Below are 11,753 nucleotides of genomic sequence, written 5' to 3'. Positions count from 1 at the left end.
TGGGTTTCTGTGCAAGGCCCCTGTTGATGAGGCCGATGTGTGTGCCTTGCGCGGACGGTGCCGGCGAGGCGCCGATGCGTCAGGCACAGCTGCACGATAGGAGTTCGTCCGCGCCGCTCACATCAGGTAAGCGCCGTAGTTGCGAGCGGGCGAGATCCCCCAGAAGAGGGGGCTCAGCGCCGCAAGTCGGCGTCGGTCAGCGTCTGCAGGAAGGCGACGATGTCGGCGATCTCGGCGTCGTCCAGTGCCGGCTTGTCGCCTGGGCGGCGATCGAATGGCGGCTCGGTGTTGACGTTGCCGTCCAAGGCTGGCGGCAGGTCGTCGAACTTCTGCCCCGGTGGGTAAAACTCGGCCGGGTGCGTGTCCCGCCGGGCGTAGAAGCGAAGCACTTCGTCCAGTGTGTGGAACTGGCCGTTGTGGAAGAAGCTGCTGCGCAGCGCCACGTTGCGCAGCGAGGGCGTGCGGAACAGGCCGCAGTAGGCCGGGCGGTCCTGGAAGTCGGTGCGCAGCGGGCCGCACAGGCCGAGGTCGAAGAAGCGCGGGTCGGCGTTGGCCGGCAGCGTGCGGTTGCGTGGCACGCCGAGTGCGATCAGGCCGAAGTCGGTGAACAACGGGAAGGCGCCGTCGGGGGTCTTCTGGCTCAGGTGGCAGGCCGCGCAATTGCCCTTGGCCGGGTCGTTGAACAGCGCCAGGCCACGGGCCTCCCGCGCCGTCAGCAGGGCCTTGCCGCGCAGCACTTCGTCATACCGGCTGCTGTACGGATAGAACTCGGCCGGCGACTGCTGGAAGACCTCCAGCGCCAGCAGCGCGGCGTCGAAAGCGCGGGCGTCGTCGGCCATCGCATCCTCACCAAACACCTGCATCAGCCGCGCCGCCTGCGCACCGTGCCGCAGCTTGGCTGCCACCTCGGCCACCGAGGCATTGGCCATCTCCAGCGGCGACAGCAAGGGCAGCCGCGCCTGCTCGCGGCCCGAGCTGGCGCGGCCGTCCCAGGTGTGGCCGCCGGTGGGGCCGGCGTCCACGCTGTCGTCGCCGTCGTTGTCGAAGAAGTGCTCGCTGAACGGCGGCAAGGTTTGCAGGTAACGCAGCGAAGGCGCGGCGCGCAGCCCGGGCGTCTTGCCGTCGCGTCCGGCGAGTTGCACCGCCAGGTCGTTGGGCGGGCCGAATGCGAAGCGCGGGTCGTGGCAGCTGGCGCAGGCGACCCGGCCCGAAGCGGAGAGGCTGGGGTCGAAGAACAGCGCGCGGCCGATCTCGGTGAGCGCCGGCACGTCCAGCTTGCGGCCGTAGGGCGCGGCGCTTGCCGCGGGCGCGGCAGCCAGCCGCAGCGACAGTGTGATTGCTCCGAGCAGCAAGGCCAGCAACAGTGCAAGCGAAGGGCGTGTCATGACTCAGGGATGTTAGCGAGCCTGCTTGCGACCATCGCCCTTGGGGGCTAGGCTGCGGGCCACCATGCCCAAGACCGCCATGCCATGACCACCAGACCTGCACTGCTCGTCCCCTTGCTGCTGCTCTCGGCCTGCGCCGGCTCGCCACGCCCCTCGCCAACGGACGCCGCCGTCAATGCCATCGACACCGTCGTCGTGATCTACGCCGAGAACCGCGGCTTCGACACGCTCTATGGCTTGTTCCCCGGCGCCAACGGCATCCCCGGCGTGAACCCCAGCGCCGTCGGCAGCTACGTCCCGCAGAAGGACTTCGACGGCAGCGTGCTGCCGGTGCTGCCGCCCACCTGGCGCGGCCTCACCGCCGGTGGCCAGCCCGTCACGCTCACACAGGCGCAAAGCACCGGCATGCCCAACGCGCCGTTCCGCATCGACGCGCCAGAAGGCCTCAACGGCACCGGCATCGTCGTGCCGCAAAGCGTGGTCACGCGCGACCTAGTGCACCGCTTCTACAACAACCAGATGCAGATCGGGCTGGACGGCAGCAACGACCGCTTCGCCGCCTACTCCGACGCCGGTGGTCTCAGCCTGGGCTACTACGACGGCAGCGCCATGAAGCTCTGGTCGCTGGCGCAGCAGTACACGCTGGCCGACAACTTCTTCATGGGCGCCTTCGGCGGCTCCTACCTGAACCACCAGTACCTGATCTGCGCCTGCGTGCCGGTCTACCCGGGTGTCGATCAGTCACCTGCCAAGGACTCGATCAGCGAGATCGAGACCGACGCGCAAGGCCGTTTCGTGCGCCTGAAGCCTGGTGCCGAGATGCCCGCCAGCGTGCTCGCCGGCCCGCCGCGCCACCTGCGCGACGCCACGCTGACCCGCGGCAGCGACGGCGTGGCCTACACCATCAACACCATGCAGCCCGCCTACCAGCCCAGCGGCAACCCGCCGGTGGTCGGCGGCGACCCGCTGCTGGCCGACCCCGCCAAGCCCACCACGCTGCCCGCGCAGACCCTGGCGACGATTGGCGACCGGCTGGACGCCAAGGGCGTCTCCTGGGCCTGGTACGGCGGCGCCTGGGCAGCGACCAGCGCCGGCACGCCCGAGGCCCGCGAGCAGATCTACGGCGGCAGCGCGCAGTTCCAGCCGCACCACCAGCCCTTCAACTACTACGCCAGCGTGGACCCGCAGCAGCACGCCGCCTACCGCGCCGAGCACCTGCGGGATTTCGACAGCCGCTTCCTCGCAGACGCCGCCGCCGGCCAGCTGCCGCACGTGGCCTTCTACAAGCCGCAAGGCAACCTCAACCAGCACGCCGGCTACGCCAACCTCAGCGACGGCGACGCCCACATCGCCGAAGTCATCACCAAGCTGCAGCAAAGCCCGCAGTGGCCGCACATGCTGATCGTCGTCACCTACGACGAAAACGGCGGCTTCTGGGACCACGCCCGCGTGCCCAAGGGCGACCGCTGGGGCCCCGGCACCCGCATCCCCGCCCTCATCGTTTCGCCGTTGGCCCGCCGCGGCTACGTCGACAAGACCCAGTACGACACCGCTTCCATCCTGCGTTTCATCACCCGGCGCTGGGGCCTGGACCCGTTGCCGGGCGTGGTCGAGCGCGACCAGGGGCTGAAGGCGAATGGTTTTCCGGCGATGGGGGACTTGAGTGGGGCGTTGGGGCCGGGGTGAAGCCATTGCTTGCGCCTGATGGGTCGACAATGCTGCCTGACCCGAGTGGACAACGCCCTTCCCGGCATCACACGCAACGCGAACCATGTTGGCTGCCTCTCAAATTCCGCTGCCCCTGCCCCGCGAGGCCCTGCTGTCAACCCTGCGAGACCGTTTGCCTGGGCTCCTGGCCGTGTACGTCTTTGGCAGTCGCGCCCAGGGCACGGCAGGGCCGCAAAGCGATCTCGACATGGCGGTGCTGGTGGCAGGCCAGGTCGAACCGCTGGTCCTGTGGGAACTGGCCGGCGACCTGGCAGACCTGAGCGGCTGCCCGGTCGACCTGCTCGATCTGCGCGCGACCTCTACCGTCATGCAGTACCAGGTCATCACCACCGGGCAGCGCTGGTGGGCGCTGGACGCACAGGCCGCCCTCTACGAAGCGGCGATCCTGAGCGAGAAGACCGAGCTGGACCAGGCGCGTGCCGGCCTGCTGGCCGACATCCAGGCAGAGGGAACCGTGTATGGCCGATGACGTGCTGATCAACAAGGCCGCCGCCATCGAGCGCTGCGTGCGCCGCGCTCGCGAGGAATACGCCGCCGACCCACCCAGCTTCGCCACCAACTTCACCCGCCAGGACGCAGCCATCCTCAACATCCAGCGCGCCTGCGAAGCCGCACTGGACATGGGCCAGCACATGGTCCGCCGCGAGCGCCTTGGGGTGCCTCAAAGCGCCCGCGACGTGTTCGCGCTGCTGGCGCAAGGCGGCTGGATCGACGCGCCCCTGGCCGATGAACTCAAGCGCATGGTCGGCTTCCGCAACATCGCCGTGCATGACTACCAAGCCCTGCAACTGCCCATCACCGTGAGCATCATCCAGAACCATCTGGATGGCTTTTTGCGCTACAGCCAGGCTTTGCTGCTGGGAGATGCGGGCAAGGGTGGCAGTTGAAGCGGACGCGCCGGGGCGGTTCCAGAGTTGCGCGTCACCTGGTGATCCTGAACGGTCTCCTGCGAACAGCGTTGCCTTAAACTGGCCGTTGACCATGGATAAACAACCCACCCTCCTCGGCACTGGCCTGTACCCGCTGTCACGGGCTGCACGGCTCGTGGGGGCAGAGTTGCGCACCGTGCGCCGCTGGTTGAAGGGCTATTCCTGGAAATACGGCGACGGTCGCAAGGTCTCGGGCCCACTTTGGGCGTTGCAATACGCCGGCGATGAAGAGTTTGGCGACGAACAGATCCTGGGTTTCCACGACTTGCTGGAACTGCGCACCGTGGCTCGCTTCGTTGAGCAGGGCGTCAGTCTGCAAGTGATCCGGGCCACCATCGACGTGGCGCGCGAGACCCTGGGCGACTACCCCTTGCATTCGCGGCGTTTCGTCACCGATGGGAAGAAAATCTTCCTGGAAGCGGTCGAGCGTGCTGGTGAAGATCCGAAGCTGTTGGACGTGCGCAAGCGGCAGTTCGCGATGGACGCCGTGATCCGGCCCAGCCTGCTCGAAGGCATCGAGTACGGGGCCGATGCCAGCGCCCTGCGCTGGTTCCCGGTGCCGAAGAAACGCCTGGTGGTACTGGACCCGCAAGTCCAGTTCGGCGAGCCCATCGTCGCCGAGGGCGGTGTGCCCACGGACACTTTGGCTGCTGCCTTCAGCGCGGAAGGCAAGAACGTTGATCGGGTCGCGCGGCTTTACCGCGTCAAACCGCAAGAGGTGAAGGCGGCCGTCGCCTTCGAGCAGAAACTCGCAGCGTGATCATTCGGCGTGCGATTCCTGTTCGACGCCAACCTTCCACCTGATCTCGCGCACGCCATTCGCGAGCTTTCCAGTGCCGAAAGCGGCGTTGATGAGGTGATCCACCTCAACGACAGGTTCCCACGCAACTCACCCGATCTGGAATGGATACCGGCCCTGGGGCCCGGTTGGTACATCGTCAGCATCGACAAGTTCGCCAAGAGCCGAGGCCAGGAACGCGAGGCCTTACGGCGCGCCGGCCACACTGTCTACGTGATGGACCGCCAATGGTCAGAACAACCGTTCTGGTTGAAATCGGCCCGCCTGGTGCTTTGGTGGCCGCAGGTATTGGAGCATGCCCGGCTGACAGAGGGCGGCAGCTATCGCCTGCCTTGGAAGCACGCTTCCGGCAAGAAATTTCAGAGCCTGTAGCTGGATCTATCGATAACCGTCGTGAGGAAACAGCGCCTCAAGCTCAATTGCGAGTTGATGTGCAGGGCAGCCCATGTCGCTTGCAGAGGCTTCGATGCGGTCGGCATGGGTGGCAGGAAACCTGATGCCTCGCCCGACGAGAGCGGCCACCAGGTCATCGATTCGAGCTGCGCTGGCCGCTGGGACCTCAAGGTCTGCATCGCCAACGGTAATGGCGAACAGGCCCACAGGTTCCCCAGTGGCTCTTGAACGTTCTGCGAAGCGGTCGAGGTGCCCTGCTGCACCGGGCGAGATGACGCGAACGTTCGGTTCAAAGCAGAGGATGACCGAGACGCTGACTTTGGCCCATGCGCCAACCGGAGCGTTCAGCGCCAAAAGTACCGCGAACACCGCGGTGAAACGAGGCGTCTTGTTCATGTGACCTCATGGACGTTTCTGGCGATCCGCGCCCTGCGCTGAGCTCAAGAATCAGCGCACCTCAGCCAGCAATCGCCCGCTTCCCCGTGGGCGTGATCGCCAGCACCAGCGCAGCATCCTGCTTGCCATATGCGCCTCTGCCGGAATTCACCGGCGGCATTGCGAGCTTGATGTAGCCAAGGGCTGCCAAGGCCTGAGCGCCTTTGAACTCTTCGGCGGCCATGAGGCGGACGGGCATTTTTTGGGAGGTGAATTTACGGAGCAGTTCCAGGTCGGCCATGTTCGTTCCAATTGTTCTGTGTTGAAGGGGTGATCGTAGTCGCAAGCCGAGATGGCGGTCATGCAACGGCGGGTGGCAGCGTGGCATGCGGCCAGTCCGGGCGTTCCGCGTGGGCGGACGCCTGTGCGGTCAGTGCCGCCAGCCATGCCGGCATCGTTGCGCTCGGCTCCGGCCCCCAGCCCCTGACGACGCAGACGCTGTGCGCGCCCGCCGCCTTGGCGGCGCCAGCCTGTTCGGGCGTCAGTACCCCGCCAATCGCCACCACCGGCGCCGGCGAATTCGCCACCCACCATGCCAGGTTGTCCAGCCCTTGCGGGCGCCACGGCATGTCCTTGGTGGTCGTCGGCCAGACGGGGCCGCAGGCGATGTAGTCGGGGGTCCAGGCTGCGGCTCGGGCGAGTTCCCAGGGGCTGTGGCTGGACAGGCCGAGGGCGATGCCGCTCGCCTGGGCCTGGCGGAGTTGCCGGCGTTCCGGTTCGTTCAGCGCGAGCAGGTCTTCCTGGCCGAGGTGAAGGGCGCGGGCGCCGGTGGCGAGGGCGAGTTGCCAGTGGTCGTTGATCCACAGGATGGCGCCGGCAGCGTCGCAGGCGGCGAGGGATTGGCGCAATTGGGCTTGGTAGTTGGACTGCCAGCGTTCGGCCTCTGCGCTGGTGAGGCCCGGCGGGCGCTTGATGCGAAGTTGAAGTTGGCGCAGGCCAGCGCCCAGCAGTTGTTCGATGCGCTCGGCGCTGTCGGCAATGCCGTAGAGGCCTTCGCGCAAGGTGCTGGAACGGGCCGGTGCGGACCAGGCTTCTGGTGCTTCGTTGCCGATGTGCAGGCGCGGTAACGGGCGTTCGGTGGAATGGCCGCTCCAGCCGTGCATCGCCCGCACCGGACCCGCGCCCTGGCCTTGCGGCGTGGCCTGGCGCAGCGCGTGGGCGGTGAGCTGCTTGGCGAGCACGGCGGCGTCTGCGCTGGTGAAGCCGTGGGCCAATGCTGCTGCGGCGGCGCTGGCCAGCGTGCAGCCGGTGCCGTGCGTGTGCCGTGTGGCGATGCGCGGCAGGCTGAGCCAGCCTTGGGCGTGGGGGGCGTCCAGCCAGTCGAGCGCGAGCTGTGGGTCGGCTGCGTCGCCGCCGGTGATCAACACGGCTTCGGCGCCGAGGCGGCGCAGCGCTGTGGCTTGATTGGGTATGCCGCCTTCGGTGCCCAGCAGCACGCTGGCTTCGCGCTGGTTGGGCGTGACGAGGGTTGCGCGCGGCAGCAGTTCTTCGCGGTAGATGGCCAGCAACTCGGCGTCCGCAAACGTGGCGCCGGTGGTGGCGCGCAACACCGGGTCGACGACCAGCGCGAGCGGGCCGTGGCGGCGTTGCTGGTCCACCCAGCGGGCGACGATGCGGGCGTTCGCGGCGCTGCCCAGCAGGCCGGTCTTCAGCACGCGCGGCGGCAGGTCCGCGGCGAGCGCGTCCAACTGGGCTTGCAGCAGCGCGGGTGGCATGGGCTCGACATGCGTGACGGCCCGGCTGTTCTGCGCGGTGACGGCGGCGACGACCGGGCACAGGTGTACGCCGAACGCATCGGCGGCGCGCTGGTCTGCGGCGAGACCGGCGCCGCCGCCACTGTCGGTGCCCGCCACGCTGGCGATGCGTGGCAGTTCGTTGGATTCAGGCATCTCTTCAGCCGATCAGGAAGGGGTGGCCGGGCACGGGGGTGCTGGGAACGGCGAAGTCCTGCGTGGCCATCACGCCGGCTTCGAAGCCGAGGCGGCCGGCCTCGATGGCGCTGGCGAAGGCGCGCGCCATGCGCACCGGGTCGCGCGCCTGGGCCACGGCGGAGTTCAGCAGCACGCCGTCGAAGCCCAGCTCCATGGCCTGTGCGGCGTGAGACGGTGCGCCGATGCCGGCGTCCACGATCAGCGGCACGCCGGGCAGGCGCTCGCGCAGCGTGCGCAGCGCAAACGGGTTCAGCAGGCCCTGGCCGGAGCCGATGGGTGCGCCCCAGGGCATCAGCACTTCGCAGCCGGCGTCCAGCAGGCGGCGGCAGCTCACCAGGTCATCCAGGCAGTAGGGGAAGACCTCGAAGCCGTCCTTCACGAGTTGCGTGGCGGCGGCCAGCAGCTCGAACGGATCGGGCTGCAGCGTGTGCTCGTCGCCTACGACTTCCAGCTTCAACCACGTCGTGCCGTACAGCTCGCGCGCCAGGTGGGCCAGCGTGATGGCTTCGCGGGCGCTGCGGCAGCCGGCAGTGTTGGGCAGCAGCCGCGCGCCGCTGGCCAGCGCGAGGGCGACAAAGCCGTTGTCCGGTCGATCATTGGCAACACCGGCGAGCGCCCGCTTCAGGCCCACGGTGACAACCTGTGCGCCGCTGGCGCGGATTGCGTCCTGCAGCACCTGCGGCGACGGGTAGCCGGCGCTGCCGATCAGGAAGCGGCTTTGCAGCGGCGTGCCGTAGATGGTCCAGGCAGTGGGTTCGATCATCGCTTCAACCTCCGACGATGGCGCGGAACACGGTGAGCTCGTCGCCCGGCTGCAGCAGCGTGCGGGCGCGGGCGTGGCGTGGCAGGAATTCGCCGTTCAGCGCGGTGGCCACGCGGTCCTCCGGCTGGCCCTGTTCGGCCAGCAATGCGGCAGCACTGAGGCTTTCGCGCCACGGCAGCGGCTGTTCGTTGAGCATCACGAGGCGTGCGCCCCCAGACCTGTCGCTTCGCGCCAGGCCCCCCGAGGGGGATGAGGAAACTGGGGGGCGGCCCGGCGTTTCCTCATGCGCCGCGTCAATGCGCGAGTTGAGGGACATGGGTGTCAGCATGTGGGGTCTCCTTGGGCACAAGGCCGCAGGCGGCCAGCGCGTCGTCCACCAGGGCAGGCGCGAGCAGCCAGCCGTGGCGGAACAGGCCGTTGATCTGCAGCAGGCCGGGCTCGGCGTGGCAACGCGGGTGGTGGTCCGGCAGGGCCGGGCGCAGGTTGGCTTCCAGGTGCAGCAGGCGCGCTTCGGCCAGCTCGGGCAGCACGCTGTGCGCCGCGGCCAGCAGCTCGACCAGGCTGCGCAGGCTGGGCGGCGAGCGGTCTTCGCTTTCGATCTCGCTGGCGCCGACGACGATCACCTCGCCCGGCCGCGGCACCAGGTAGACGCGGTGCCGCGGGTGCAGCAGCCGCAGCGGGTGCGTGAGCGGCAGGCCCGGCGCATGCAGCCAGGCGAGCTCGCCACGCACGCCGCGAGGTTGCAGCGCGCCGACCTGGCCGGCCACGCCGCGAGTGTCGATGGCCCAGTCGCAGCGCAGCGTTTCGCCGTCGCTCAGGCTCAGCGTGCGAGCCGTCACCGAGGTGACGCGTTCGCGCCAACGCCAGCTCACGTTGGCCGCGCCGTCATGCAGCGCAGCCATCAACTCGCGTGGCATCACCTGGCCTTCGCCGGGCAAGTGCCAGCCAACGAGGCCTGGCGCCAGCGCTGGCTCCAGCGCAGCGAGCTGCGTCGCGTCCAGCGCGCCAGGCTGAGGCGTGCCGGCCGGCGCTTCGTGCAGCCGCGCCAGCAGGCGCTGCGCGCTGCCGCGGTCACCCGGGTGCGCCAGCAGCAGGCTGCCGTGCTGGCGGAACAGCTCGGACCGGCCCAGCGCTTCGCAGGTGGCGCGCCACAGCGGCAGCGAGCGCCAGCCGAGCGCGGCCAGCGCCGGGCCGGTGCTGTCCAGCTCGGCCAGCGGGCTGAGCATGCCGGCCGCGGTGAAGGCTGCGGCGTGCTGCACCGGCGCGATGCTGCCGACTGGCGGTGGCTGCGGGCCGGGCGCCGGGTCGACCACGGTGACCTGGTGGCCTGCTCGCGAGAGCCGCCAGGCCAGCAGCCGCCCCAGCAGGCCGGCGCCTGCAATGGCGACATGCAGGCCGGTTCGGCCCTCGGTGGCGATGCTGGCCATCGCTCAGGCCGGCTGGATGGGAATGTAGAACTCGCCGCCCGCCGCCTTGAACTCGGCCGACTTCGCGGCCATGCCGGCTTCGGCCTCCTTCTTCTGCGCCTCGCTGAAGTCGCGCACGTCCTGCGTGATCTTCATCGAGCAGAACTTGGGGCCGCACATGGAGCAGAAGTGGGCGTGCTTGGCGGCGTCCTTGGGCAGGGTTTCGTCGTGGTAGCTGCGCGCGGTGTCCGGGTCCAGGCCGAGGTTGAACTGGTCTTCCCAGCGGAACTCGAAGCGCGCGGCGCTCATCGCGTCGTCGCGTGCGCGGGCCCCTGGGTGGCCCTTGGCGACGTCGGCGGCGTGCGCAGCGATCTTGTAGGCGATCAGGCCTTGTTTCACGTCGTCGCGGTCCGGCAGGCCCAGGTGTTCCTTGGGCGTGACGTAGCAAAGCATGGCCGTGCCCATCCAGCCGATCATCGCGGCGCCGATGGCACTGGCAATGTGGTCGTAGCCGGCGGCGATGTCGATGGTCAGCGGGCCCAGCGTGTAAAAAGGTGCCTCATGGCAGTGTTTCAGCTGCTCGTCCATGTTGGCCTGGATCAGGTGCATGGGCACGTGGCCTGGGCCTTCGATCATGGTCTGCACGTCGTGCCTCCATGCGACTTGGGTCAGCTCGCCCAGCGTGCGCAGCTCGGCGAACTGGGCCTCGTCGTTGGCGTCTGCCAGGCTGCCGGGCCGTAGCCCGTCGCCCAGCGAAAAGCTCACGTCGTAGGCCTTCATGATCTCGCAGATCTCTTCGAAGTGCGTGTAGAGGAAGTTCTCCTTGTGATGCGTGATGCACCACTTGGCCAGGATGGAGCCGCCGCGCGAGACGATGCCGGTGCGGCGGTCGGCCGTGAGGTGGATGAAGGGCAGGCGCAGGCCGGCGTGGATGGTGAAGTAGTCCACGCCCTGCTCGGCCTGCTCGATCAGCGTGTCGCGGAAGATCGCCCAGCTGAGATCCTCGGCCACGCCGCCCACTTTCTCCAGCGCCTGGTAGATGGGCACGGTGCCGATGGGCACGGGGCTGTTGCGCACGATCCAGTCGCGCGTGGTGTGGATGTGGTTCCCGGTGGACAGGTCCATCACCGTGTCCGCGCCCCAGCGCAGCGACCACACCAGCTTGCCCACCTCTTCCTCCACGCCGGAGCTCAGGGCGGAGTTGCCGATGTTGGCGTTGACCTTGACCAGGAAGTTGCGGCCGATGGCCATCGGTTCCAGTTCGGGGTGGTTGATGTTGGCGGGGATCACGGCGCGGCCGGCGGCAACTTCGCCCCGCACCCATTCGGGCGTGATGACGGCCGGGATGCGCGCGCCGCGGCCGTCGCCGCGCAGCCGGGCCTCGCGCTCGGCATTGCCCAGGTGCGCGGCCATCCATTCGCGCTGGCCCATTTCGCGCTCGGCCACGAATGCCATTTCCGGCGTGACGATGCCGCGCCGCGCGTAGTGCAGTTGGGTCACGTTGGCGCCGGCCTTGGCGCGGCGAGGTGTGCGCTGCAGCCCGGCGGCCTGGGCGCGCAGCGCTTCAAGCCGTGCGGCGCCTTGCGGCGTGCGCACGCCGCCGTCGTCCTGCACGTCATGCGAGCGGCCGGTGTAGGCCTCGGTGTCGCTGCGTGCGGCCACCCATTCGGTGCGAGGGCCGGGCAGGCCGCGGCGCACGTCCACCGCCACGGCAGGGTCCGTGTACGGGCCGGTGCAGTCGTAGACGCTGACGCGCTCGCCATTGCTCAGCGCGATCTCGCGCATCGGCACGTGGATTTTCAGCGGGCCTTGCGGCGTCGTGACGGCCTGCTGCGTGTGGACTTTGCGCGAACCTGGAAAGGCTGCGCAGGCCTCGGCCAGTTCGGTAGCGAAGCGCTGGGCGGCAGAGGATTCGGGTGCGTTCATGGCGGTCTCCTGGATGGCAAGCACAAAGGTCAGTGCTCCGGAGACCGCCTGCTGGCCG

Annotated in this window: 13 protein-coding genes; 5 read left to right on the top strand and 8 right to left on the bottom strand. The window is 68.9% G+C overall.

Annotated elements, in window-relative coordinates:
- Positions 1 to 173: 173 nt before the first annotated feature.
- Positions 174 to 1,385 (bottom strand): cytochrome-c peroxidase, encoded by a 1,212-nt coding sequence (locus AC3WR5_RS20325; protein WP_492486675.1) that lies wholly within the window; start codon positions 1,383 to 1,385, stop codon positions 174 to 176.
- An 84-nt stretch (positions 1,386 to 1,469) separates the two neighbouring features.
- On the opposite strand from AC3WR5_RS20325, the gene acpA reads away from it, so the two are divergent.
- The 5 genes from acpA to AC3WR5_RS20300 all read left to right on the top strand — a co-directional run bounded on the left by acpA (position 1,470) and on the right by AC3WR5_RS20300 (position 5,213).
- Positions 1,470 to 3,071, top strand: coding sequence for an acid phosphatase (acpA, locus tag AC3WR5_RS20320; protein ID WP_492486673.1), 1,602 nt, complete (start codon positions 1,470 to 1,472; stop codon positions 3,069 to 3,071).
- A gap of 85 nt (positions 3,072 to 3,156) precedes the next feature.
- Positions 3,157 to 3,582, top strand: a complete 426-nt coding sequence (gene mntA, locus AC3WR5_RS20315; protein ID WP_492486671.1) for a type VII toxin-antitoxin system MntA family adenylyltransferase antitoxin — start codon at positions 3,157 to 3,159, stop codon at positions 3,580 to 3,582.
- On the top strand, positions 3,572 to 4,000 hold the full coding sequence (hepT, locus tag AC3WR5_RS20310) for a type VII toxin-antitoxin system HepT family RNase toxin (RefSeq protein WP_492486669.1): 429 nt from the start codon (positions 3,572 to 3,574) through the stop codon (positions 3,998 to 4,000). Before mntA ends, hepT begins: the two co-directional genes overlap by 11 nt.
- Before the next feature lie 94 nt (positions 4,001 to 4,094).
- Complete coding sequence (locus AC3WR5_RS20305; RefSeq protein ID WP_492486667.1) at positions 4,095 to 4,802, top strand: DUF433 domain-containing protein; 708 nt, start codon at positions 4,095 to 4,097, stop codon at positions 4,800 to 4,802.
- Positions 4,803 to 4,811: 9 nt separating this feature from the next.
- On the top strand, positions 4,812 to 5,213 hold the full coding sequence (locus AC3WR5_RS20300; protein WP_492486666.1) for a PIN-like domain-containing protein: 402 nt from the start codon (positions 4,812 to 4,814) through the stop codon (positions 5,211 to 5,213).
- Between the two features lie 6 nt (positions 5,214 to 5,219).
- Here the strand turns inward: AC3WR5_RS20300 and AC3WR5_RS20295 are convergent, their stop codons facing one another.
- The 7 genes from AC3WR5_RS20295 to thiC all read right to left on the bottom strand — a co-directional run bounded on the left by AC3WR5_RS20295 (position 5,220) and on the right by thiC (position 11,695).
- Entirely contained in the window at positions 5,220 to 5,630 is a 411-nt protein-coding gene (locus AC3WR5_RS20295; protein ID WP_492486664.1) for a hypothetical protein, read from the bottom strand.
- Positions 5,631 to 5,691: 61 nt separating this feature from the next.
- A complete protein-coding gene (locus tag AC3WR5_RS20290; protein ID WP_492486662.1) occupies positions 5,692 to 5,910 on the bottom strand; it encodes a hypothetical protein in 219 nt (72 codons plus the stop codon).
- Positions 5,911 to 5,968: 58 nt separating this feature from the next.
- Positions 5,969 to 7,558, bottom strand: coding sequence for a bifunctional hydroxymethylpyrimidine kinase/phosphomethylpyrimidine kinase (thiD, locus tag AC3WR5_RS20285; RefSeq protein WP_492486660.1), 1,590 nt, complete (start codon positions 7,556 to 7,558; stop codon positions 5,969 to 5,971).
- A gap of 4 nt (positions 7,559 to 7,562) precedes the next feature.
- Positions 7,563 to 8,363, bottom strand: a complete 801-nt coding sequence (locus tag AC3WR5_RS20280) for a thiazole synthase (RefSeq protein ID WP_492486658.1) — start codon at positions 8,361 to 8,363, stop codon at positions 7,563 to 7,565.
- Between the two features lie 4 nt (positions 8,364 to 8,367).
- The gene (gene thiS / locus AC3WR5_RS20275) at positions 8,368 to 8,559 is read right to left on the bottom strand and encodes a sulfur carrier protein ThiS (protein WP_492486656.1); all 192 of its coding nucleotides are present in this window, start codon (positions 8,557 to 8,559) and stop codon (positions 8,368 to 8,370) included.
- Between the two features lie 97 nt (positions 8,560 to 8,656).
- Complete coding sequence (locus AC3WR5_RS20270) at positions 8,657 to 9,790, bottom strand: FAD-dependent oxidoreductase (RefSeq protein ID WP_492486654.1); 1,134 nt, start codon at positions 9,788 to 9,790, stop codon at positions 8,657 to 8,659.
- A gap of 3 nt (positions 9,791 to 9,793) precedes the next feature.
- Positions 9,794 to 11,695 carry a phosphomethylpyrimidine synthase ThiC gene (gene thiC / locus AC3WR5_RS20265; protein ID WP_492486652.1) on the bottom strand — a complete coding sequence of 634 codons (1,902 nt, stop codon included), beginning with the start codon at positions 11,693 to 11,695 and terminating at the stop codon, positions 9,794 to 9,796.
- Between the last annotated feature and the right edge of the window lie 58 nt (positions 11,696 to 11,753).

The sequence above is a fragment of the Ideonella sp. FW305-24 genome, assembly GCF_058788035.1.
Note: the sequence above shows the minus strand (reverse complement) of the source record. Positions and strands in the feature narration are given on the sequence as shown.

Bases quoted from the DNA above. Each gene is read 5' to 3' on its own strand.
- AC3WR5_RS20325 (WP_492486675.1), bottom strand. From the start codon at position 1,385: ATGACACGCCCTTCGCTTGCACTGTTGCTGGCCTTGCTGCTCGGAGCA.
- acpA (WP_492486673.1), top strand. From the start codon at position 1,470: ATGACCACCAGACCTGCACTGCTCGTCCCCTTGCTGCTGCTCTCGGCC.
- mntA (WP_492486671.1), top strand. From the start codon at position 3,157: ATGTTGGCTGCCTCTCAAATTCCGCTGCCCCTGCCCCGCGAGGCCCTG.
- hepT (WP_492486669.1), top strand. From the start codon at position 3,572: ATGGCCGATGACGTGCTGATCAACAAGGCCGCCGCCATCGAGCGCTGC.
- AC3WR5_RS20305 (WP_492486667.1), top strand. From the start codon at position 4,095: ATGGATAAACAACCCACCCTCCTCGGCACTGGCCTGTACCCGCTGTCA.
- AC3WR5_RS20295 (WP_492486664.1), bottom strand. From the start codon at position 5,630: ATGAACAAGACGCCTCGTTTCACCGCGGTGTTCGCGGTACTTTTGGCG.
- AC3WR5_RS20290 (WP_492486662.1), bottom strand. From the start codon at position 5,910: ATGGCCGACCTGGAACTGCTCCGTAAATTCACCTCCCAAAAAATGCCC.
- thiD (WP_492486660.1), bottom strand. From the start codon at position 7,558: ATGCCTGAATCCAACGAACTGCCACGCATCGCCAGCGTGGCGGGCACC.
- AC3WR5_RS20280 (WP_492486658.1), bottom strand. From the start codon at position 8,363: ATGATCGAACCCACTGCCTGGACCATCTACGGCACGCCGCTGCAAAGC.
- thiS (WP_492486656.1), bottom strand. From the start codon at position 8,559: ATGCTCAACGAACAGCCGCTGCCGTGGCGCGAAAGCCTCAGTGCTGCC.
- AC3WR5_RS20270 (WP_492486654.1), bottom strand. From the start codon at position 9,790: ATGGCCAGCATCGCCACCGAGGGCCGAACCGGCCTGCATGTCGCCATT.
- thiC (WP_492486652.1), bottom strand. From the start codon at position 11,695: ATGAACGCACCCGAATCCTCTGCCGCCCAGCGCTTCGCTACCGAACTG.